The organism is Paractinoplanes rishiriensis (assembly GCF_016862375.1).
Taxonomy (GTDB): Bacteria; Actinomycetota; Actinomycetes; order Mycobacteriales; family Micromonosporaceae; genus Actinoplanes; species Actinoplanes rishiriensis.
Window position 1 is genome coordinate 208,133 of record NZ_BOMV01000001.1, and the last position, 21,466, is coordinate 229,598.

Consider the following 21,466-nt stretch of genomic DNA (forward strand, 5'->3'; position numbering starts at 1 on the left):
GTTCGACCCCATGAAACGTGAGGAACCTGTTGTGACCGACGAGCCGCTGTACACGTCGCTGGGCTTCACCGACGCCGAGTGGGGGCTGCTGGTCGGCCTGCCGCAGTCGGTCCTGACCGCGGCCAGCGTGGCCACGCCCGACAGCGCCCGCAAGACCCGCGCCGAGACCGCGGCCGGGCTGGACGTGATCGCCGACGCCCGGTTGTCGGCCAGTCCGCTGGTGTCCGCGGTGGCCGGCGCGATCGTCACCGAGGTGGCCGACCCCGACCTGGGCGAGGAGCCCCCGGTGATCGAGCCCGGCGACCCGATCGGCTACGCCGAGGACGTACTGGGCCGAGCCGCCGAGGCCAACGCTCTGCTCACCGCCAAGGCCGAGCCGGCCGACGCCGAGACGTACAAGCACTGGCTGGTCGAGATCGCCGAGAGCGTGGTGACCGCCGCCTCCACCGGCGGCGTCCTGGGTCTGGGCGGCGAGTCCATCACCGAAACCGAACGCGTCTTCCGCGACGACCTGGCCAAGGCCCTCGCCGACTGACACCCCCTCGGCAGGGCCCGCCGACCCTCGACCGGGCCCTGGCAGCGCGTCCATGCACGGTTGACGCAATGATTGCGTCATTCTACGCCGTAGCCGCGTCGAACTCCATCGAGGGCTTTCGGGTCAGCACCCAGGACGTCCAGGACCTGATGGACGGCGAACGCGACGTCGACGTGTCCGACGAGAACCGCGAGGAGACCCTCGCCTACCAGCGCATGATGACCTACGTGCAGTCGCTGCACGACGTCGCCGACTTCGAGTACAGCAAGGGACTGCTGAACGCCCTGCACTGGATGCTGCAGGGGCACCGCCACACGAAGCGCAAGCCAGCCGGTCAGTGGCGGGCGGGACCGGTCTACGTCACCGATCCCCGCGACCCGCAGGTCGCCGCATATACCGCCCCTGAGGCGGCCGGTGTACCCGCGCTGATGGCCGAACTGGTCGACTGGCTCAACGCCGGCGACGACGCCCACCCGCTGATCCGCGCCGCGATGGCGCACCTGCACCTGGTGTCGATCCACCCGTGGGCCGACGGCAACGGCCGGATGTCACGTTCGCTGCAGACGCTCCTGATCGCCCGCGAAGGAGTCCTCGCGCCCGAGTTCTCCTCGATCGAAGCGTGGTTCGGCCGGCCCGGCAATACCTGGGAGTACTACCGGGAACTCCAGCGGAGGGGCGCCGTCTATCGGCCCGACCAGGACGTCTCCGGCTGGGTCCGGTTCAACCTGACCGCCTACCACCAGCAGGCGCAGGCGGTCCGGCACCGGATGGACCGGTCGGCCGCTGTCTGGGAGTTGCTTGCCACCTTCGCGGACCGCGGCGGGCTGGACGAACGCGTCGTGTCCGCGCTGCACGACGTCGCGGTCGGGGGCCGGGTCCGCCGGACGCGATACGAGCAGGCCGAGAACCTCACGCTTCAGCAGGCCCAACGCGATCTGCGGGAGCTGGCCACGGCCGGCCTGCTCGCCCCGGTCGGCCGCACCCGCGCCCGCTACTACACCGAAGGGCCGCGCTTTCCCGCGGAAGTGCTGGACCTGGCACGGACGCCGTTCACGCTGGACTCGCCCTACCCTTGATCGGGTGAGCGTCGACGAGTACGCGCAGGTGCGGCCCAGTGCCGCTCTGCGCCCGTACGTCGCGTTCTACACCGGCTATCGGCAGCGCGGGCTGCCGCCGGCGAAGCATCGTGGGCTGCCCTCGCCGTACCTCACCCTGATTTTCACCATGGACGAGCCGTTGGAGATCGCGGCGCACCCGGACCCCGGGCAGCCGCCGGGCAGCTATCGGTCGCTGCTCGGCGGGCTGCATCTGCGGCCGGCGCTGATCACGCATCCCGGGCGGCAGTCGGGGCTGCAGGTGGCGCTGCGGCCGCACGGGTGCCGGGCCCTGTTCGGGCTGCCGGCGGCCGAGGTGGCCGGGCTCGACGTGGACGCCGCGGCGGTGCTCGGCGACGGGCTGGTGGACGAGATCCGGGACCGGGTGCGGTCGGCGGCGGACTGGCCGGGGCGGTTCGGTGCGCTCGACGCGGTGTTGCGCCGGCTGCCGCGGGAGGACCGGCCGGGGGTGCCGGCCGAGATCGCGTACGCGTGGCGCCGGCTGCTGGCCGGCACGGCGCCGGTGGCCGCGGTGGCCGACGAGATCGGGTGGAGCGGGCGGTATCTCACCGACCGGTTCCGGGCCGAGTTCGGCCTGCGTCCCAAGGAGGCGGCCCGGGTGGCCCGCTTCGACCGGGCCCGGTGGGCCCTGCGGCCCACCGGGCGTCTCGCGGATGTCGCGGCTCTGCATGGTTACGCCGACCAATCCCATCTGGTACGCGAGTTTCACGCGCTGGCCGGCTGCACGCCTTCCCGGTGGCTCGCCGACGAGTTCGGTTTTGTCCAAGCCGGGGCGGGCCGGCCGGACGAGGATCGGGCGTATGACTGATGACCGGACTCCGCCACCGCAGGTGTGGCCGACGCTGCGGGCCGCCGACGCCCGTGCCCTGATCCGCTTCCTGGTCGACGTGTTCGGCTTCGAGGAGACCGCCGTCTACGGCGAGGGCGACCGGGTGGACCACTGCCAGCTCAGCTGGCCGCCGGGCGGGGGCATCATGCTCGGCTCCGCCGGCCGCGGCGACGACGACAGGTGGGCGCTGCGCCCGGGCACGTTCGGCGCGTACGCGGTCACCGACGACGTCAAGGCGATCCACGAGCGCGCGGTCCGGGCCGGCGCCGAGATCATCCGCGAACCGGCCTCCACCGACTACGGCTCGTTCGAGTTCGCCTGCCGCGACCCGGAGGGCAACCTGTGGTCGTTCGGCACCTACCGCGGCGAGCCACGCGGCGGTTCCGCTCCGTAGCGCGGCACCGGTATTGTCGGCCCGTCCCCGACGCCCGGTTTCGACGTCTGTGACGGGATCGCTTCGTGACCAAGGTCTACCTCTCCGCCACCTACTCCGATCTGGTGGAGTGCCGCGCGGCATTGGCGCTCGCGCTGCGCCGCCTCGGCCTGGAGGACGTTTCCGCGGGTGCCTCGCTGGCCGAGGAGCGCCGGCCGCTGGCGAAATGCCTCGCCGGTGTCGGGGAGAGCGACATCTGCGTGGTCGTCGTGGCCTGGCGGTACGGCTACGTGCCGCCGGGCTCGGACCGGTCGATCACGGAGCTGGAATACCGGGAGGCGGTTCGGCTCGGCAAGCCCGTTCTGGTCTTCCTCCTCGACGAGGATGCGCCGTGGCCGCGTTCCTTCATGGACACCGGCCCGGCCGCCGCCCAGGTCGAGGCGTTCCGGGCCGGGCTCGAGGAGCGTCACCCGTGCGTCACCTTCCGCGGGCCGGGGGATCTCGGCACCGCGGTGACCGCGGACCTGACCCGCTTCCTGGCCTCGACCGGGCAGCCCGTCGGCGGGCTGGGCACGCTGGCTCCGGACACGCTGCGGCGCTACTACACGATGCTGCGCGTCGGCAATCTGAACCTGGATCTCGACGCGCTGACCCCGGCCGACTTCCTCCAGGTGCGGCTCGAGTCGGTCTTCGTGGAGCCGGCTGTCCGCGCCGGCCCGCCCGGGCCCGAGCGCGAGCTGTTCGAGGTCGTGGCCGATCCGGCGCACCGGCGGCTGGTGCTGCTCGGCGATCCCGGGGCAGGCAAGTCGACGGCCGTGCGTGCCCTCGTCATCGCCCTGGCGCGGACCGGCCGGCCGGCCGACGACAGGCTGGCGGCCCTGGACGGGCATCTGCCCACGCTGATCCCGCTGCGCGAACTGTCCGGCCAGGACGTGCTCGACTACCTGGACGTGCGCGGCCTGCACCGCGACGACCTGCTCGAATATCTGAACCGGGGCGGGCCGGCAGTCGCCTTCTTCGACGGCCTCGACGAAATCGCCGACCTGGACCTGCGGGCCCGGACCGCGGACCGGATCGACACGTTCGCCGAGCAGTTCCCGCAGGTACGCGTGATCGTCACCAGCCGGGCCGCCGGCTACCGTCCGCTGGCCGGCTTCGAGCATTTCACCATCCAGCGCCTCGACCAGCGCCGCAGCGACGAGCTGTGGGATCGCTGGCGCCGGTTGGGGCGGTCCGGCCCCGACCTGCCGCCCGCGGCCGCCGGCCCCGACCTGGCCGGCAACCCGCTGCTGCTCACCGTTCTGGCAATCATGGGGCAGGGCCGGTCGCGGGCCCGCGGGCCCGCGCTGGAGCAGGCCGCCGACGTGCTCCTCGACCACTGGGACGCCACCCGGCACCTCGGCGGGACCGATCCGGAACCGCCGGTGATCGCGGAGTTCCTGGCCGGACTCGCGGTCCGGATCTTCCCGGACGACAGCATCGCCCCGACGGATCTCGTCGCGCTCGCCGCGGCCCACCTGGCCGACCGGCTGTCGCTGGACGAACCGGGGTCGGTGGTAGCGGCCGAGACGATGATCCGCCGGCTCGAGGAGCGCAGCTTCCTGCTCGGCCGGGACGACGCGGAGAACTACCGCTTCACGCACCGCTCCTTCCTGGAGTTCTTCTGCGCCCGGGCCGTTGCCACCTGGCCGCTCGACCGGTTGACCGCCCTCTACACCGACCGCTGGGCGATCCCGGCCTGGCACGAGGTTCTCCGGCTGGTCGCCGGGAGACTGCCCGAGCGGGATGCCGCCGCGATGCTTCGCCTGCTCGCCGACGGGGCGGGCCAGTCGTGGCAGCCCGGCCCGCTCGATCCGCCGCCCGGCTACCTGGTACTCGCCGTCCGCTGCCTCGGCGAGGTGGACCGGTTCGAGTCCCCCGAGGTGAGAGCGGCCGCGCAGCACGTGCTGGGGCGGATCATCCTGCTGCTCGAGCACTGTGTGGCCATCGACGACCCGGCTACCGTGACCCTGATCGAGGACGAACTCGTCCCGGCGGTGAAGGCCTGCGGAGCCGCCTGGCCCCGGCGGCGCACCTATCTGGAGTGGTACCGGCGCCGCGGCGTACGGCTGCGGTGGGACGGTGTCGCCACGCCGGCCGCCCGGATCGCCGCGATCCTGGCCAAGGCGGCCGACAGTGTGCACGAACTCTTCGCCGACGAGCTTCGCACCGGCGATCCGGTCGCTCAGCGGGCCGCGATCGCCGGTCTGGCCACCCTGGCCCTCCGGCCGCGGTGGACTGCCACGGACACGCACACCCACATCCGCGCTCCGCTGCTTGCCCACGCACGCGGTGCCGAGGACGCCACGGTCCGCTCGGCGGCGCTGGTCGCGCTCGCGTTGTCGTTCGCGGACGACGATCCGACCAAGGACGCGCTGGTATGGGCCGCTCACCATGAGCGCGCGCCGGTCCGGGTCGTGGCCCTCGCCGTTCTGTCGCACAGCCGGGTCGAGCCGTTGATCGTCCAGGAGACCCTGCTCGAGGCCGTGCGCGATGCCGATCCGACGGTGCGGTTGGCCGCGGTCGTCGCGGCGGAGGGCGACGCCGGTGCCGAACCGGTACGGGTCGCCCTGCGCGAGCGAATACAGTCCGACCCTAGCGCCGCCGTCGTGTCCGCAGCCGTCGAGGCGCTCGGGCCCGGCGACGAGGACGCCGGCCCGCTGTTGCAGGCCCGGGTGCCCGGCGAATCGGACGGGTCGGTCCGCCAGGTGGGAGTCGCGTTCCTGGCGGACCGGGCCGGGTCCGATTTCTTCCGTGACCGGCTGAAAGCGGACGAGGACGAGGGCGTGCTCGGTATTGCCGCCAACGCACTCGCCACGCGGTTCGGCGCGGCCGACGAGGTCCGGGACATCCTGCTCGGCCGCCTGCGCACGGATACCGCGGCGAGCAGCCGGCTGGCCGTGGCCCGCACCGCCGCCGAGGTGCTCCCGGCCGACGCCGCCGTGCTCGAGGCGCTGGGCCATACCCTCCGCAACGATGAGGCGGCCGAGGTCCGGCGCGGTGTACTGGCCCTCATCCAGCACGTGCCCACGCTGATCGGGTGCGCCGGCACGGACCCCGACGAGGCGGTCCGGGCGGCGGCCGTGACGGCGCTCGGCACCGCCGACACCGACGACCGCCGGACCGTCGAGCTGGCCCTGGTCGCCGCGGTGTCCGACACGTCGCCGACGGTACGGGCCGCGGCCGTCACCGCACTCGGTGAGCAGGTCCTCCTGGCGCCCACCGTCCTTCTGCTCGGCCGGCTCGGCGAGGCCGACGCTGATGCCGCGGTCCGGGCTGCCGCCACCCAGGTTCTGGTCGCGCACGCCCTCGGCAGGCCGGAACTGGGCCGGATCAACACGGGGTTGGCTGCCGAGACCGTCCAGGAGGTGCTGGCGGATCTCGTCAGAGGTCCGCAAACAGACGAGCACTTCGGCGCGCGCCTCGTCGACCGGGTCCGAGTCGCAGCCGACCCCGCGGTGATCGAGGCCTTGGCGCTCACGTACGTCGATGCTTTCGGGCCGGTCGCACCGATGCGGGCGGCCCTGCTGGAGCGCACCAAGGACCCGGGCTCCCGGATTCGGGTGACGGCGGTGCGGCTGCTCGGCCGCCGGTACACCGAGGACGCCGAGGCCCGCCAGGTCCTGATCGACGCGGTGATGGACGGCGATCAGGCGGTGCGCGTGGCGGCCGCACAGGCCCTGTGCCGCGCCGCGACGGCCGACCACGACATCCTCGCTCTGGTCCGGGAACTGGCGGCGAACGCACCGGATCCGCTGGTCCGCGCGATCAGCGGGCAGGCGTTGACCTGGCTGCCGGACGCCGATCCGGCGCGGCTGCCGGACCTCCCGGTGCCGGAACCCGAACTCGCCGAGCCGGCGGCGGAAGAGCCGGTCGAGGACGACCTTCCGCAGGTCATCCTCAAGATCGATTCTGTCTTCCGGAGGAACGGGCCGCCGGTACACACCTTCGTCGAGCCGCCGGACTACGACCTGCTGCGGATGGCCCTACGGCAACCCGGCCTCGGCATCGTGATCGAGGGACCGACCGGCATCGGGAAGACCAGCCTGGTGCACGCGTGCCTCGAGGAGCTCCGGGACGAGGGATACCGGGTCGAGGAGTTGTCCGCCCGCGATCCCAGGCACCGGCCCCGGCTCCTGGAGATTCTCGGCGGCGATCACGACGGCACGGTGGCGGTCGACGACTTCCACCGGCTACCGGCCGAGCTGCGCGGCCGGGTCGCCGACTATCTCAAGCTGCTGGCCGACCGTGGCGACGAGGACCGCAAGCTGCTCATCGTCGGGATACCGGACACCGGCCGGAACCTGGTCCGGTTCGGACACGACCTCGGCACCCGGATCCAGATCTTCCAGCTGCCCAAGGTGGACGACGACCTGGTGCTGCAGATGATCCGGCGGGGCGAGAAGGCACTGAACGTGACGTTCGAGCAGGCGGGCCAGATCGTGCGGCAGGCGGCCGGCAGCCTGAACGTGGCGCAGATCCTCTGTCTGCACATCGCCCAGCTGAGCCGGATCGACCGGACCGCCGAGCAGCACATGGTCATCACCGACGGCATCGACCGGGCCATGCAATACCTCGACCGGGCCCTGCACGCGACCTACCAGGACGTGGTGCACCTGTTCTGCCGGCTCGACGGCGACAAGCGGCGCACCTGCGTCGACCTGCTGCTGCGGCTGGCCGGCACGGACGGCGTACTGGCCCTCGACGACGTGCAGCGGGAGGATCCCGCGGTGGCGCGGGACATCCGGACCGCAATCCTCGAACCGTTCCCGAACGGCTTCGAGGGACCGGTCGGCGATGTGCTGCGCCAGCATCTGTTCCTGGACCCGCATTCCCGGCAGCTCGTGGTGGAGAATCCACTCCTACTGTTCTATCTGCGGCAGCGCGAGCGGACGGCCCTGGTCCGGGCGACCGGCAAGCGCGACGAGGCGCCGCGGTCACAGATCTTCATCAGCTACAGCCACGAGGACGCCGACCTGCTGGCCCGGTTGCTCCGGCACATGACCCCGCTCGAGTCCCGGGGCCTGCTCGACGTGTGGGTCGACACCAAGCTCAACCCGGGCGACAGGTGGCGCGACGAGATCGAATCGGCGCTGGACCGGGCTCAGGTAGCCATCCTGGTGGTCAGCGCGAGCTTCCTGGCGTCGAAGTTCATCACCGAGGTCGAGCTGCCCCGGCTGCTGGCGGCGTCGCGGAGCGACGGCTGCCGGGTGTGGCCGTTGATCGCCGGGCACAGCGTGATCGCTGAGATCCCCGAACTGGCCGGGTTCCAGGCGTTCAACAAGCCGTCCGAGCCACTCACCAGCCTCAGCGAGGACGAGCGGGAACGGGTCCTCAGCAGGCTGGCCACCGAGACCCTGCGGGAGTTCGCCTCGAGTTGAGCCGGCCACACCCGGTGTCCGGCACCTACCGCGGCGAGCTCGGCCGGCGCGTTTCCCGCAGCCGGGCCCGGTCGGTGGCGCGCCGGTGTGCGTTCGCCAGCAGCCGGGTGAGGGCGGGCTCGGCGGCCGGGCCCGGGTTGAGCACGCTGGCCCAGCCGTGGGTGGCGTAGACCGGGTGCGGCACGATCCGGTCGAGGGCCGCGAAATCCACCTGGTCGCGGTGGTCGGGGAAGTCCTTGGGCGGATAGCCGAACACCTCTTCGAAGTGGATCCTGCCGAGCTCGACGTTGAGCCGGAAGACGCCGATCCGGTCCAGCCGGGACTCGTCGTCGAAGCCGGGCAGGTCGTGGCCCACGATGGTGGCGAACGGATTGCGCCGGTCCGGGCCCACGAAGTAGAACCGCTCGTCCCAGGCCATCTCGGGGGTGCCCGCCTCGGGGCCGCCGACCAGTTCGGCCACCTCGGGCAGCGCCGCCAGGCGGGCGGCCGTCTCCTCGGCCGCGGCCGGGAAGCGGTCGACGTGCCACACGGCGTCGCAGCCGGCGACCGTCGAGGCGTCCAGCGGGAAGTAGTCGGCCGCGCCGGGGCGGGCCGCGCGGTCGCGGTCGATGGCCGCGGCGTCGACGACGAGGTCACCGGACAGGCCGGCCTCGAACGTTCCGGCGGCCGGCTGGCCGAGGCCGAGAGCGACCGAGGCGCCCAGGCTGCCGGCCACGAACGCGTACCGGCGGCCCAGGGTCGCGGACACGGTCGCGCCGGCCGGCTGCCACTCCAGGTCCATGCCGGCCAGGTGCCAGGTGCTCGGGTGCCGCTGCAGGTGCCGGTTGTGGGCGAAGACCAGCGTCGGGCCGCGGCCGTGCTCGGCGACCCGGAGGTCCAGCAGGTTCCGGGCCATCCAGGCGTCGCGGACGCCGAGCAGCAGCGAGGTGCGCTCGGCACCGGGCGCCGGGTCGGCCGCGACGGCGTGGTAGCGCAGCAGCCACCGGGCGGTCTCGCCGTACAACCGGGCCCGCCGGTGTCCGGGCCCGGCCGGCCGGGTGTCGAGCAGGGTCAGCAGGTCGTCGGCGATGATCCGCAGGGTTACCGCGTCCGCGGACCGGCCCACCGACTTGGCGGCGTCCATCAGCGCCTCGGTCGAGCTCCACCGGGTGTCGTCGCCGATCAACCGGTCCAGGTCGGGGACCGCACCGCCGAGGTGGTCGCTCAGGTGCCGCAGGTACGGTCCGGGGCTGGGCGCGCTGACCATCTCGAGCGGCGCGTCGAAGCCGTGGAACGACAGCCGCTCGCCGGCCGGGACCGACTCGTTGTGGGTGCGCATCCAGGTCAGCAGCTCCCGGTTGGCCGCGACCTCGCCCAGCCGGTGGCTGAAGCCGGTGGCCAGCGCATCGTCGAGTGTTCCGGAGAAGCCGCGGACGTAGTCGTCGACGGCCAGCGCCGCGATCCGGTCGGACTCGACGGCGATGGAGCGGAACCCGTGGGCGACGAGCCGCTTGACGATGTGGTTGCGCAGGCGCGGGAAAGCCGGCTCACCGTGGGTCGGCTCGCCGAGCGCGAGCACCTCGAGGCCGGGCCGGGTTGCCAGGAAAGTCTCCATGGCTTTGACCGTATCGTTGAACTTGCTGTTGATAGTTTGGGCGGAGCCTAGCCCGGGAGGATGGCCTGAACCCTCAAAAGCTGGCAAAGGAGCACGGCATCTCGGCGCAGGCCGTGCGCAACTACGAGGCGGCCGGGGTGCTGCCGGCCGCGGGCCGCACCGCGAGCGGCTACCGGGTCTACACCGAGCGGCACGCCGGCGCGCTCGCCGCGTTCCTGGCGCTGGTGCCGGCGTACGGCTACCCGGCCGCGCGCACCGTCATGTGGGCCGTGCACCGCGGCGACCTGGACGCCGCGTTCCAGGCGATCGACGCCGGGCACGCCCAGCTGACCCGGGACCGGCAGACCCTGGACGCGGTCGAGTCGGCGGTGGGCCTGCTGCTCGACCGGCCGCCCGCCGACCGGCCGGACCGGCCGCTGCCGGTGGGGGCGGTGGCGCACCGGCTCGGCGTCACGGCCGCCGCGCTGCGCAAGTGGGAACGGGCCGGCATCCTCACCCCGCAGCGCGACCGGGCCGGCTACCGCGTCTATCGCGTCGCGGACGTCCGCGACGCCGAACTCGCGCACCTGTTGCGCCGCGGCGGTTATCCGCTGGCGCACATCGCGACCGTGGTGCGGCACGTGCAGGAGGCGGGCGGCGCCGAACCGCTGGCCGCCTCGCTGGCGGACTGGCGGCGCCGGCTGACCGCCCGCGGCCGCGCGATGCTCACCGCGGCCGCCCGGCTGGACACATACCTCGCTGCCGAGCCGCCGGCCGGCGACCCCGGCGCGGAGAAGCCGGGCCGGGGATCAGCGGCTTAGCAGTCCCTGCTCGAACGCCGCGGCCACGGCCGCCGCGCGGTCGCGGACGCCCAGTTTCGCGTACGCGTGCAGCAAATGGGTTTTGACTGTCGCCTCACTGATGAACAGCTGGGTCGCCGCCTCGCGGTTGCTGTTGCCCCGGGCGATGAGCGTCAGCACCTCGAGTTCGCGCTGGCTGAGCGGCTCCTTGCCGGGCGAGCGCAGCGAACCCAGCACCCGGCCGGCCACCGCGGGCGACAGCACCGACTCGCCCCGGTGCGCCGCCGTGACGGCCCGGAACAGCTCCTCGCGCGGGGTGTCCTTGAGCAGGTAACCGGTGGCGCCCGCCTTGATCGCGGGAAGCACGTCCCGATCGGTGTCGTAGGTGGTGAGCACCAGCACCCGGGCCCGCGAACCCTGCTCGCGCAGCGCCTTGATGGTGCTCACCCCGTCCATCTCGGGCATGCGCAGGTCCATCAGCACCACGTCCGGGTCCATCGCCCGGGCCACCGCCAGTGCCTCGCGCCCGTTGCCCGCCTCGCCGAGCACCCGGAACCGGTCGTCGCCCGCGAACATGCCGCGCAGGCCGTCCCGCACCACCGGGTGGTCGTCGACGATGACCAGGCCGATCATGCCGCCGCCCCGACCGGGATGGCGGGCACGCAGGCGGACAGCGCGGTGCCGGTACCGGGCTCGGACTCGATCTCGAGGGTGCCGGCGATCCGCAGCAGCCGCTCGCGCATGGCCGCCAGCCCGTAGCCGCCCTCGGCCGAGACCAGCCGCGGAACTTCCGGGTCGAAGCCGGCGCCGTCGTCCCGCACGTCCAAGGTCACCACGTCCTCCATGTAGGACAGCGTCAGCGCCACCCGGCCGGCCGCGGCGTGCCGGGCCACGTTCGCAAGCGCCTCCTGAGCCGTACGCAGCAAGGTTGTCTCGATCTCGGGCAGCAGCGCCCGCGGCGTGCCCGTCGTGATCAGCTCGGCGCTGACGTCGTGCAACCCGCTCCACGCCGTCACCACCTCGCCGATCGCCTCGGGCAGTTCGGCCGTGTCCAGGGTCTGCGGCCGCAGCGCCTGCACCGACCGGCGCGCCTCGGTGAGGCTGTCCCGGGCCAGCCGTTTCGCGGTGTCCAGATGCCGGCGGAAGTCGGCGGACCGGTCGGCCGCCGCGTCGGCCGCCTCGAGCTGGGTCACGATGCCGGTGAGGCCCTGGGCCAGCACGTCGTGGATCTCGCCGGCCATCCGCTGCCGCTCGTCGAGCACGCCCGCCTCCCGGGCCTGGATCAGCAGCTGGGCGTGCAGGCCGGCATTTTCCTGCACCACCGCGGCGAGCTTCTCGTTCGCCTCGGCCAGCTCGTCGATCATCATGGCCCGCTTGGTCGTCTGCCGGTCAATCCGGTCGGTCAGCAACGCCATCGAGTTGGCGATCACCAGGTTGAACAGCAGCACAATGCCGAAGAAGCCCCACGCCTCCGGCGCCGAGAGGATCCAGAAACCGCCGACCTGGGCGAGCGCGGTGGCCATCGCGGCGAACGTGTTACCGGCTATCTGCGCGATGCGGGTGCGGAACGCGAAGCTGGTGAAGAGGTAGCCGCACCAGCTGAAGAAGCCGAACAACGGGCTGCACCAGACCAGCGCGAAGGTCAGCACGGTCAGCCCGGCGAAGAAGACCACGGCGCGGCGGCGGTCGTCCCAGCGAGGCCGCAGGTCGACGAAGTAGAAGAGCCACGCCACGGTGACGGCGACCACGCTCGCGATCACCTGCCACGGTTGCCGCGGCGCCCCGATCGCGGCGCCGGCCGGCAGCAGCGCAACGGAACAGGCGAGGGCGGCGTACGGCAGGTGCAGCAGCTTGCGGTCGACCTTGTTACGCCACTGCTCCAGCCGCGCGATGTCCGACATCTGAACACCATCCTCCCCGTGAGCGCGTCAGGACCAGCGGAACAGCCGGGCCGACGCCACTCCGAAGACCGCCAGGTAGCCCACCAGAACCGTAACCGACAGCAGGTTGGGCCAGTGTCCCGTCATCGCCTCGTGCAGGGCCCGCTCCCCCGCGCCCAGCGGCATGAAGTCGCTGACCCGTTGCAGCATCTCCGGCATGACCTGACGCGGCGTCCACAGGCCGGCGAAGAACATCATCGGGAAGAACAGCAGCGTGCCGGCCGCGGTGGCGGCCTTGCTGTTGGGCACCACCGCCGAGATGAACAGGCCGACCGCGAAGATGCCGAGCGCGGCCAGCACGAACGCCAACGCGAAACCGGGCAGGTTCGCCGGCAGCGGCACGGCGTACGCGATGCGGCCCAGCGCCAGCACCAGCGCCACCGACACCAGGGCGGTGATCATCGCGGCGGCCAGTTGCGCGCCGAGCAGCACGGCCGGCGGCACCGGTGTGGTGGCCAGCCGGCGCAGGATGCCCTTCTCCCGGTACGTCGACAGCACTCCGGGCGTCACCTGCAGGGCGAGCATGGCGAGGGTGAGCACGACCGCGATGCCGACGTACAGGTCGATCACCCGGAGACCGCCGAGCTCCTCGCCCGGCTCCCGGAAGGACGGGACGGCGCCCAGGATCGCGACCAGGATGCTGGGGAAGAACACCGAGAAGAACGTCGCCAGCGGCTCGCGCAGCAGCAGCCGGAGTTCGGTGATGGTGAGTTTGGTGAACGCGGTCATCTCAGTTCTCCTCCGTGCCGGCCTTGGCGGTCAGCCGCACGAAGGCGTCGTCCAGGCTGGCCTGCTCGATCCGCAGGTCGTTGGGGATGATCTGGTGCTGCACGAGCATCGCGGTCACCTCGTACAGCAGGTTGCCCTCGCCGACGACCTCGATCTGGGTGCCGTGCCGGCGCACGTCGCGGAACCCGGGCACCTTCCGCAGCAGGTCGTCGTCGACGGGGTCGGACGGGCGGAACCGGATGCGCTGCTCCACGTGCAGGCCGGCGATCAGGCCGGCCGGGGTGTCCAGCGCCGCCACCGTGCCGCCGTCGATAACGGCGATCCGGTCGCAGAGCCGCTCGGCCTCCTCCATGAAGTGGGTGACCAGCAGGATCGTGACGCCGGAATCGCGGACCGACTCGATCAGGTCCCAGGTGTCCCGGCGGGCCTGCGGGTCGAGTCCGGTGGTCAGCTCGTCCAGGATCGCGATCTGCGGCTTGCCGATCAGCGCGAGCGCGATGGACAGCCGCTGCTTCTGGCCGCCGGAGAGCTTGCCGAACCTGGTGCCGAGCTTGTCGCTCAGGCCCAGGTCGTGGGCCAGCGCCCGCCAGTCGGCCGGGTCGGGATAGAACGACGAGTAGAGCTGGAGCGCCTCGGCCACGCCGAGGCGCTCCGGCAGCTCGCAGTCCTGCAGCTGCACCCCGACCAGCCGGCGCAGGTCCCGGTCGCCCGGCTCCCGGCCGAGAACGTCGATCCGCCCGCCGTCGGGCGTGCGCAGGCCGGAGATGCACTCCACCGTGGTGGTCTTGCCGGCGCCGTTCGGGCCGAGGATGCCGAAGATCTCGCCACGGTCGACGGTGAACGAGACGTCCCGCACCGCGACCGTGTCCCCGTAGCGTTTCTCAAGCTTCTGGACCTCGATAACTGCCATGCATCGAGATTCACAGCTGCACGGGTCCACCGGATCGACCGGCAAGCGGGCATTCGTATCCACCAACTGGTGGACCCGGTATTACGACGCGACTTTATGACGCGACGGCCTCACTGCTGCCCTTGCGCAGCCCGGTGACGGTCGCGTAGACCGAGCCGGCCTGAGCGGCGACCCGCTTCCACGAGTACGCCTGGCGGGCCCGGTCGAGCGCCGCGGTGGCGTACGCGAACCGCCGGACCTTGTCGTTGACCAGCCGGCGCAGCGCGCTGCCGAGCGCCCGCGGGTCGCGGGCCGGCACCAGGTCGCCGGTCAGCCCGTCGACCACGGTGTCGGTGAGGCCGCCCACCGCGGTACCGACGATCGGCACGCCACAGGCCATCGCCTCCAGCACGGACGCCTGGTACTGCTCCTGCCAGGGCGCGGCCACCAGCACGTCGGCCGAGCGGTACCAGCGCGCCATCTCGCCGAACGGCACCCGGCCGACCAGCCGGAAGCGGTCGGCCACCTGGAACTTCTCGGCGAGTGCGCGCAGCGACCGGGCGCCCGGGTCGGCGGGCAGCTGCTCCGGTGCCGGGCCGCCGACCACCACCACCTCGGCGCCGGGCACGTACCGCATCGCCTGGATGACGTCGCCGAAGCCCTTGCGCTCGACCAGCCGGCCGACGGAGAGGATGCGGGGGCGTTCCGGGTCGCGCTCGACGGCCGGGCCCTCCGGCGAGAACCGGATGCTGTCCACGCCGGCCGGTACGACCGTGAGCCGGGCCCGGGGCACGCCGATGCGCACGAGGCCGCGTACCTCGTCCTGGCTCTGCGCCACCACCCGGTCCACCGCGCGGCCGAGCGCCCGCTCGTAGCCGGACCGGGACGGCTTGCCGTCGCCCGGCTCGATCTCGCCCAGCTCGTGGAACGACTGCACGACCGGGACGCCGACCTGACGGGCCACGGTCACCGCGGCCAGGCCGCTGGTCCAGAAGTGCGCGTGCACCACCTCGGGCATCCAGCCGCCGACCCGCCAGCTCTCACCGAGCCACCGGGCGAACTCGCCCAGGTGCGGCAGCAGCAGGTCGGGCGGAACGAACCGGGCCGGTCCGGCCGGCACGTGCACCACCAGGGTGCCGCCGGGAACGGTCACCTCGTCGGGCGCCGCCGGGTCGTCGCGCCGGGTGTAGACGCGTACCTCGTGACCGAGCTCGATCAGCGCGGCGGACAGGTCGGCGACATGGGTGTGCTGGCCGCCGTCGCCCAAGGGGCTGGCGTGCTCGGAAATCATCGCGATGCGCACGTGGTCCCTCCGGTCGGGCTGCGGTACGCGGGTTCCATGCCCGACGTCGAAATCGGTAAACATCACCGGGTGCCGCAGCCTTCTGACCAGGGCGCCTAACGCAGAGTACCCGTCTCGTACGCGGTCCGGTGCGCCGCGCCGATCACCCGCCGGTAGAGGTCACCGGTCAGGCGACGGTTACGGGCCAGCGCCGCGCGGGCCGCGTTCGCCCCCGGGCCACCGTGCACCCCGCCGCCCGGATGGGCCGACGCGCTGGCCAGAAAGAGCCGGTCGACCGGCGTGTCCGCCCGACCCAGCCCGGGTACCGGACGCAGGAACAACTGCTGGTAGGCGGCCGACGTGCCGCCGCCGAGGGCGCCGCCGACCAGCGACGGGTTCTCCCGTTCCAGGTCGCCGGGCGCGAACACGTTCCGGCCCGCCACCAGCTTGCCGAAGCCCGGCGCGTGGTCCTCGAGCACGGCTTCCATCCGCTCGACGTGCGCCGCGATCTCGTCGGCCGGCCAGTCCCGCCGGTGCGGCAGGTGGGTGTAGGCCCACACCGACTCGGTGCCCGCCGGTGAGTGCGACGGATCGGCCGTGGTCATCTGGCCGAGCAGCAGGAACGGGTCGGGCGGCAGGTCACCGGCCGCGAGGTGGGCTGCGTACCGGCTCAGCCCGGCCATGTCCGCGCCCAGGTGGACGGTGCCGGCGCCGGCCACCGCCGGGTTGCGCCACGGGATCCGGCCGTCGACCGCCCAGTCGATCTTGATGGTGCCGCCGTCCCAGCGGAAGTGTTCGAGATCCTCGACCATCCGCGGCGGCAGCCAGCGCGGGCCCACCAGGTCGAGGTAGAGCGCCGGCGCCGGGACGTCGGCCAGCACCGCCCGGGTGGCCCGGTAGTCGCCACCCGCGCTCCGCACGCCCACGGCCCGGCCGCGGGCGATCAGCACCCGCTCCACCGGCGCCGAATACACGATCCGGCCGCCCCGGCTCTCCAGCCGGGACACCAGCGCGTCGGTGATCCGCTGCGCGCCGCCGGCCGGCACCGGCCAGCCGACCTCCTGGCCCAGCATCGCCAGCAGCCAGCCGAACACCCCGCTGCCGGCGTCGTCCGGCGCGAGGTCGGTGTGCAGCGCGCAGCCGGTCAGCGCCAGCGCGGCGCCCTCGCCACGGAACAACTCGGCGGCCAGTTGCCGGGCCGGCAGCACCAGCCGGCGGCCCAGCCGCAGCGCGCCCGCCACCCGCACCTGCCGGGCCAGCGCCAGGCCGGCACGCACCGGCGGGAACGGCGCGAACAGCGATGCCACCAGGTTGCCGGACAGCCCGGCCCACTCCCGGTAGACCCGGCGCCAGCGCTCGCCGTCACCCGGCGCGAACTGCTCCATCGAGGCCGCCGTGACGTCCAGATCGCGGTTGATGGTGGCGGCCCGGCCGTCCGGGAGCAGGTGGGTGAGCACGTCCGGCGCGTGCCGCCAGGTGATGTCGAGGTCCAGCCCGTGCAGCACCGGCGAGGCGAACCCGAGCGGGAAGAACGAGCTGAACAGGTCGCTCAGATAGCCCGGCGCGGTCACGAAACCCGAGCGCACCGCGCCGCCGGGCTGCGGCGTCGCTTCCAGCACCAGCACTGACCAGCCCGCGTCGGCCAGCAGATTTGCGGCGACCAGACCGTTGTGGCCGGCGCCGATCACGATCGCGTCCACGATTCTCCATCGGTTTAGGCCCGGCTTGCCCGGGCACGTTCTGAGTTACCACGGCGGGACAAAAGAAACAGGAGGGATTCACGTGAGCACCGTGACCGAGTCCGTTGATGTCGACGTGCCCGTGCGCGCCGCATACAACCAGTGGACCCAGTTCGAGGAGTTCCCCCGGTTCATGGACGGCGTGGAGGAAGTGCGCCAGCTCGACAACACGCACACCCATTGGAAGACGAAGATCGGTGGCGTGAGCCGCGAATTCGACGCGGAGATCACCGAGCAGCTACCCGACGAGCGGGTGGCCTGGAAGTCGACCGACGGCGAGAACCAGGCCGGCGTGGTGACCTTCCACCGGCTCGACGACGACCACACCCGGGTCACCGTCCAGATGGATTTCCACCCGCACGATCTGGTGGAAACCGCGGGCGACAAACTCGGCTTCGTGGACCGCAAGGTGAAGGGCGACCTGCGTCGCTTCAAGGAATTCATCGAAAAGCGCGGTGGTGTGGAAACCGACGCATGGCGCGGTCAGATCGACCGTCCCGGCATTTAGAGGTACGGGTAAAGACGAGTCCCGGTGCACACCGGGACGTGGCTGCACCATTGGCCGATCACCGGGCTTCCGGCCCGGTGGTCGGCCGTTGTCATCGGCGCACGATAAGTGCGCCGACGCCCTGTTCGGCGCGGATCGTGTAGCGGTCCAGTGCCGCCGGGAATGCGGGTGACTGCAGAACCGCGCCGGCCGGCGCCGGTCCGGGCGGCTGCCACGGCACGGTCGCTGATCCGGCGCCCTCGGTCAACTGCACCCGCACCGGTGCGGCCGGTGGGGCGGTCACCACCACGCTGCCGGCGGCCGACTCCAGCACCACCGGCACCGTGCCGGCCGGCCGCGGCAGTTGCATCTCGATCAGCCCCGAGGCGCCCAGGCCCAGGCCGGTGACCCGGCCCCGGCGCAGGTCCAGCTGCTGCTCACCGGCGCCGGCCGGCAACCGGATGTGCCAGCGGACATCCCGGTTGAGCACGATGCGCACCTCGTCCGGGCCGTTGCCGCCGGTGGGCAGCAGCGCGGCCTGCACCCGGCCGTCCCGGCCGCTGACCCGCGGCGCCAGTCCCGAGCCGGCCGGGGTGCTGATCCGGTAGAGCAGACCGGGCAGGGTCGTGAGGACCACACGTACCCGGGAGGCCGCGTCACTCAGGGTGAGGTAGGCACCCGTACGGCCACCCAATGCACCCACCGCGACATGCTCGGCACCTGGCGTGACCACCCGCTCAGCCCGCCTTTCATCGCCCGGCGCACACCCGGCGACCAGCAGAAACGCGACGATCGCCAGCAATCTTGAGCCGGGCGGGCGCAATCCAGGGGGCACCATCGGACAACGCAGAATCGGCCGAACGGGTGACGGCGTTCCGTCCCCATCGCGGCAAACTGTCCGAATGCGTTCTGCCGGTTTCCTCTCCGAGAGTCAGCGCCGCTTCGCGTGGCTGGGGTTCCTGCTGGCCTCCTTCCAGGCCCCGCTGGCCGCCAAGCTGGTCAACGACGCGTCCTGGCTCTTCGCCGTCGTGGTCGCCCTGCTCGTCGCCACGGTGATCCTGGCCGACGACGCCCAGCGCCGCCGCCCCGAGACGGTCGAATAGCCCGCTACCGGGCCTCGTGCCCGGCCCGGCCGTGGGTGCGCCGGCGTTCCTTGAGCTCGGCCTCGTGCAGGTGTCGCCGGCCCTGGGCCAGCTCGTCCCGGGCCGCCCTCTCGATCGCGCGGAAATCGGCGTAGTAGCCGTCGTCGTACTCCTCCACCAGCTGGAACGTCCAGTGGCCCGGCGTCACGTTGCGCCCGATCAGCTCCCGCTGGATCCGTTCCGCGGTGTCCTCGTGCCCGGCCTGCATGAACAGCGACACGGCCTCGTCCAGCTGGAAGTCGGCGGTGCCGGTCAGCTGATGCATGGAGTACAGGTGCCCGCGGGCCCGCTCCACCGTCTCCAGCGCCTCGCTGAGCTTGCCCAGCGCCTGCACGGTAAGTTCGTCCGGCTCGTCCATCGGCTCCTCCGCTTCTCGGTGGCCGGCCCCTTTTAGGTTCAACCGACCTGCACCATGGCCAGACCCGTGGACTACCCCGGGCTACCTAGCTTTACTTCTCATGAATGGCCTGTTCAGCGGCGCTGCCGCCCGTGCTGCCCTCCGTTCCGCCTACGCCTGCCTGGCCGAGCTGCACGACACCGTCGGTGTCAGCGGCCTCGCCGCCGCCGAGGGCAACCCCGGCCTGATGGCCGTGGTCGACCAGCACACCGCCGGCATCCGCGACAGCCTGTCGGCGGACGTCCGCCCGCTGACCCCGGTGATCCTCGCGGCCTACGCCGAGGGTGTCCGGGACGCGGCCTTCACCCACGGCTGGCGCCCGCCGGTCGACGCGATCGACTGGTCCGAGAACGACTGGGTGCTGCGCCGCCTGCTGGCGGTGTGCTCCCTCGCTCTTACCCTGCCCGCCGCGAACTGATCCACCGCCACTGAAACAGGCTGTCCGCGTCATCCGGGGCCGGTGCCAGGAACTTCCTGGTGCCGGCCCCGCCTACTTGCGGCGGCGAGCCTTCGTCTCCTCGACCTCGGCGGGCCGGATCACCTGCGTGTCCTCGGTCCCGCTGCCGATCACGACGGTGTCGTTGGGCCCCGGGTTGACGATGGTGGTGTCGGCCGCGCCGGCGCTGATCACGGTGGTCGCCTCGGGATCGGCAGCGTCGTCACCGGCCCGCCCGAACCCCGGCACCGGGTTGGTGCGGTCCGCTTGCGTGTGGTCCGCTTCCGTGGGGGCTTCGTCGCCGGCCCGGCTCGGCAACGCCTGCGTTCGATCCGCGTCTGCTGGGGCGGCCTCCGCCCGGCTCGGCACCGGCTGTGTGCGGTCCGCGTCCGTGCGATCGGTCGCCGCCGTCCGGCTGCCCGGGCCGGGCTGGCGCGGCGGGATGATCTGGGTGTCGTCGGCGGCCTTCGCCGCCGCCTCGGCCTCGCGGGCCTTTGCGGCGCGGGCTTCGTCCGCAGCTGCCGCCTCGGCCTCGCGTGCTTCTTCTGCCTGCCGGGCTTCTTCCGCCAGGCGGGTCTCCTCCGCCGCCGCTGCCGCTGCCTCTGCCGCGCGGGTCTCCTCCGCCGCCGCTGCTGCCGCTGCCTCTGCCGCGCGGGCCTCGTCCTCGGCACGGCGGCGTTCGTCGGCGTAGGCGCGGGCGTGGTCGCGGATCACCGCCGACTCCTGGGTGGCCCGGTCGAGCCAGGTCTCCCAGCGGCGCTGCATCGGGCGGATCAGGCCGCCGCCGACGCCCACGATCAGCACGCCGGCCACCGTGGCCAGCACCGCGATCAGCAGCGGCTGGGTCACCGAGGTAGCGATCTGGATCTGGTCCAGGGCCGCGATCACGCCGAGCGTGATGATCACGATGGAGGCGGCGCGGGCCAGCACCCGCCCGTACGGCAGGCCGCCCAGCGCGCTGGAGATCAGGTCGTGCACCGCGCCGGCGATGGCGGCCGCCACCACGATCACGACGATGGCCACGAACGCCCGCGGCAGCCAGGAGATCAGCGCCGTCAGCAGGTCGCTGACCGGGTTCGGCCCCCAGATCCCGAACGCCAGCTGCAGCGCGAACAGCAGCACACCGTAGAACACGATCTTGGAGCACAGGTCGGTGGCGCTCACGTTGCCGTTGCGCAGCGTCCGGCCCACGCGGCCGCGGTCGACCGCCCGGTCGAAGCCGGCCCGGGTCAGCGCCTTGGCCACCAGCTTGCGCAGCACCCGGGCCACCACATAGCCGACCACCAGGATCGCGACGAACGCCAGCGCCGCCGGCAGAAACATCAGCACCGAACGCCACATGTCGCTGAGACCTTCACCCAGCCCGTTCCCGGTCATTTCGTGCTCCCTGGCTCCGGTCGGCCGGCGTCCGCCGGCCCCTTGCGACCATAGGACGAAACGATCGAATCCGCCCGGCGAGACAGCCGCCCCACAGATTTGCCCAAGCCGGTGACGCCCGCCCCCGCACCAAAGCCACCCCGCCAACCCGCCGCACCGAACCCGCCCAGCCGAACCCGCCGCGGCCGGTGAAGTGCCACAGAGCGCCGACACCCGTCGGCGTCTGGCGGGTGGTGGCTCCGAGTCGCAATCTTGAAGAGTTGGTGTTCCGGTCGAACAGAAGCTCGCCGCGATCCATCGGTGGCGCGGCCTTATAGGGTGTTACGTGGCTTTTGCTCCGGCTGGCGTCCTGGCGGGTGGAATGATCGTCCACCTTCCAGGACAGGTCCACGATGTGGCCAGC

At 72.4% G+C, this 21,466-nt stretch carries 19 protein-coding genes; 9 read left to right on the forward strand and 10 right to left on the reverse strand.

Annotation, left to right across the window (positions count from 1 at the left end; genetic code table 11):
• The first annotated feature begins 31 nt into the window (after nt 1-31).
• From Ari01nite_RS01000 to Ari01nite_RS01020, 5 genes are all read left to right on the forward strand, one after another.
• A complete protein-coding gene (locus Ari01nite_RS01000; RefSeq protein ID WP_203778474.1) occupies nt 32-535 on the forward strand; it encodes a hypothetical protein in 504 nt (167 codons plus the stop codon).
• 68 nt (nt 536-603) lie between these two features.
• Nucleotides 604-1,611: a Fic family protein gene (locus Ari01nite_RS01005; protein ID WP_203778475.1), complete on the forward strand. Its 1,008-nt coding sequence runs from the start codon at nt 604-606 to the stop codon at nt 1,609-1,611.
• A gap of 4 nt (nt 1,612-1,615) precedes the next feature.
• Entirely contained in the window at nt 1,616-2,458 is an 843-nt protein-coding gene (locus Ari01nite_RS01010) for a helix-turn-helix transcriptional regulator (protein ID WP_203778476.1), read from the forward strand.
• The gene (locus Ari01nite_RS01015) at nt 2,451-2,873 is read left to right on the forward strand and encodes a VOC family protein (RefSeq protein ID WP_203778477.1); all 423 of its coding nucleotides are present in this window, start codon (nt 2,451-2,453) and stop codon (nt 2,871-2,873) included. The genes Ari01nite_RS01010 and Ari01nite_RS01015 overlap by 8 nt, the downstream gene beginning before the upstream one ends.
• 65 nt (nt 2,874-2,938) lie before the next feature.
• Nucleotides 2,939-8,272, forward strand: coding sequence for a DUF4062 domain-containing protein (locus Ari01nite_RS01020; protein WP_203778478.1), 5,334 nt, complete (start codon nt 2,939-2,941; stop codon nt 8,270-8,272).
• 25 nt (nt 8,273-8,297) lie between these two features.
• On the opposite strand, the gene Ari01nite_RS01025 is transcribed toward Ari01nite_RS01020, so the two are convergent.
• Nucleotides 8,298-9,866, reverse strand: a complete 1,569-nt coding sequence (locus tag Ari01nite_RS01025) for a DUF6194 family protein (protein WP_203778479.1) — start codon at nt 9,864-9,866, stop codon at nt 8,298-8,300.
• 65 nt (nt 9,867-9,931) lie between these two features.
• On the opposite strand from Ari01nite_RS01025, the gene Ari01nite_RS01030 reads away from it, so the two are divergent.
• A complete protein-coding gene (locus Ari01nite_RS01030; RefSeq protein ID WP_203778681.1) occupies nt 9,932-10,666 on the forward strand; it encodes a TioE family transcriptional regulator in 735 nt (244 codons plus the stop codon).
• On the opposite strand, the gene Ari01nite_RS01035 is transcribed toward Ari01nite_RS01030, so the two are convergent.
• The 6 genes from Ari01nite_RS01035 to Ari01nite_RS01060 form a co-directional block, all read right to left on the reverse strand.
• The gene (locus Ari01nite_RS01035; protein ID WP_239162384.1) at nt 10,655-11,278 is read right to left on the reverse strand and encodes a response regulator; all 624 of its coding nucleotides are present in this window, start codon (nt 11,276-11,278) and stop codon (nt 10,655-10,657) included. The genes Ari01nite_RS01030 and Ari01nite_RS01035 overlap by 12 nt on opposite strands.
• Nucleotides 11,275-12,546, reverse strand: coding sequence for a sensor histidine kinase (locus tag Ari01nite_RS01040; RefSeq protein WP_203778480.1), 1,272 nt, complete (start codon nt 12,544-12,546; stop codon nt 11,275-11,277). Before Ari01nite_RS01040 ends, Ari01nite_RS01035 begins: the two co-directional genes overlap by 4 nt.
• A gap of 27 nt (nt 12,547-12,573) precedes the next feature.
• Complete coding sequence (locus Ari01nite_RS01045; RefSeq protein WP_203778481.1) at nt 12,574-13,314, reverse strand: ABC transporter permease; 741 nt, start codon at nt 13,312-13,314, stop codon at nt 12,574-12,576.
• A 1-nt stretch (nt 13,315) separates the two neighbouring features.
• The gene (locus Ari01nite_RS01050) at nt 13,316-14,224 is read right to left on the reverse strand and encodes an ABC transporter ATP-binding protein (protein WP_203778482.1); all 909 of its coding nucleotides are present in this window, start codon (nt 14,222-14,224) and stop codon (nt 13,316-13,318) included.
• A gap of 94 nt (nt 14,225-14,318) precedes the next feature.
• Nucleotides 14,319-15,506: a glycosyltransferase gene (locus tag Ari01nite_RS01055; protein ID WP_203778483.1), complete on the reverse strand. Its 1,188-nt coding sequence runs from the start codon at nt 15,504-15,506 to the stop codon at nt 14,319-14,321.
• A gap of 95 nt (nt 15,507-15,601) precedes the next feature.
• Nucleotides 15,602-17,188 (reverse strand): phytoene desaturase family protein, encoded by a 1,587-nt coding sequence (locus Ari01nite_RS01060; protein WP_203778683.1) that lies wholly within the window; start codon nt 17,186-17,188, stop codon nt 15,602-15,604.
• A 79-nt stretch (nt 17,189-17,267) separates the two neighbouring features.
• On the opposite strand from Ari01nite_RS01060, the gene Ari01nite_RS01065 reads away from it, so the two are divergent.
• The gene (locus Ari01nite_RS01065; protein WP_203778484.1) at nt 17,268-17,732 is read left to right on the forward strand and encodes an SRPBCC family protein; all 465 of its coding nucleotides are present in this window, start codon (nt 17,268-17,270) and stop codon (nt 17,730-17,732) included.
• 91 nt (nt 17,733-17,823) lie between these two features.
• On the opposite strand, the gene Ari01nite_RS01070 is transcribed toward Ari01nite_RS01065, so the two are convergent.
• On the reverse strand, nt 17,824-18,549 hold the full coding sequence (locus Ari01nite_RS01070) for a hypothetical protein (RefSeq protein ID WP_239162385.1): 726 nt from the start codon (nt 18,547-18,549) through the stop codon (nt 17,824-17,826).
• A gap of 64 nt (nt 18,550-18,613) precedes the next feature.
• Between Ari01nite_RS01070 and Ari01nite_RS01075 the strand changes: the two genes are divergently transcribed.
• Nucleotides 18,614-18,814: a hypothetical protein gene (locus Ari01nite_RS01075; protein WP_203778485.1), complete on the forward strand. Its 201-nt coding sequence runs from the start codon at nt 18,614-18,616 to the stop codon at nt 18,812-18,814.
• Between the two features lie 4 nt (nt 18,815-18,818).
• Here the strand turns inward: Ari01nite_RS01075 and Ari01nite_RS01080 are convergent, their stop codons facing one another.
• Nucleotides 18,819-19,211: a hypothetical protein gene (locus tag Ari01nite_RS01080; protein ID WP_203778486.1), complete on the reverse strand. Its 393-nt coding sequence runs from the start codon at nt 19,209-19,211 to the stop codon at nt 18,819-18,821.
• Between the two features lie 100 nt (nt 19,212-19,311).
• Between Ari01nite_RS01080 and Ari01nite_RS01085 the strand changes: the two genes are divergently transcribed.
• A complete protein-coding gene (locus tag Ari01nite_RS01085) occupies nt 19,312-19,668 on the forward strand; it encodes a DUF6401 family natural product biosynthesis protein (RefSeq protein WP_203778487.1) in 357 nt (118 codons plus the stop codon).
• 72 nt (nt 19,669-19,740) lie between these two features.
• Here Ari01nite_RS01085 and Ari01nite_RS01090 read toward each other — a convergent pair whose 3' ends face one another.
• Complete coding sequence (locus tag Ari01nite_RS01090; protein ID WP_239162386.1) at nt 19,741-21,063, reverse strand: mechanosensitive ion channel family protein; 1,323 nt, start codon at nt 21,061-21,063, stop codon at nt 19,741-19,743.
• Nucleotides 21,064-21,466 lie beyond the last annotated feature (403 nt).

Coding starts and splice junctions, on each gene's coding strand:
- Ari01nite_RS01005 (WP_203778475.1), top strand. CDS start 604: ATGATTGCGTCATTCTACGCCGTAGCCGCGTCGAACTCCATCGAGGGC.
- Ari01nite_RS01015 (WP_203778477.1), top strand. CDS start 2,451: ATGACTGATGACCGGACTCCGCCACCGCAGGTGTGGCCGACGCTGCGG.
- Ari01nite_RS01025 (WP_203778479.1), bottom strand. CDS start 9,866: ATGGAGACTTTCCTGGCAACCCGGCCCGGCCTCGAGGTGCTCGCGCTC.
- Ari01nite_RS01035 (WP_239162384.1), bottom strand. CDS start 11,278: ATGATCGGCCTGGTCATCGTCGACGACCACCCGGTGGTGCGGGACGGC.
- Ari01nite_RS01040 (WP_203778480.1), bottom strand. CDS start 12,546: ATGTCGGACATCGCGCGGCTGGAGCAGTGGCGTAACAAGGTCGACCGC.
- Ari01nite_RS01045 (WP_203778481.1), bottom strand. CDS start 13,314: ATGACCGCGTTCACCAAACTCACCATCACCGAACTCCGGCTGCTGCTG.
- Ari01nite_RS01050 (WP_203778482.1), bottom strand. CDS start 14,224: ATGGCAGTTATCGAGGTCCAGAAGCTTGAGAAACGCTACGGGGACACG.
- Ari01nite_RS01070 (WP_239162385.1), bottom strand. CDS start 18,549: ATGGTGCCCCCTGGATTGCGCCCGCCCGGCTCAAGATTGCTGGCGATC.
- Ari01nite_RS01075 (WP_203778485.1), top strand. CDS start 18,614: ATGCGTTCTGCCGGTTTCCTCTCCGAGAGTCAGCGCCGCTTCGCGTGG.
- Ari01nite_RS01080 (WP_203778486.1), bottom strand. CDS start 19,211: ATGGACGAGCCGGACGAACTTACCGTGCAGGCGCTGGGCAAGCTCAGC.
- Ari01nite_RS01085 (WP_203778487.1), top strand. CDS start 19,312: ATGAATGGCCTGTTCAGCGGCGCTGCCGCCCGTGCTGCCCTCCGTTCC.
- Ari01nite_RS01090 (WP_239162386.1), bottom strand. CDS start 21,063: ATGACCGGGAACGGGCTGGGTGAAGGTCTCAGCGACATGTGGCGTTCG.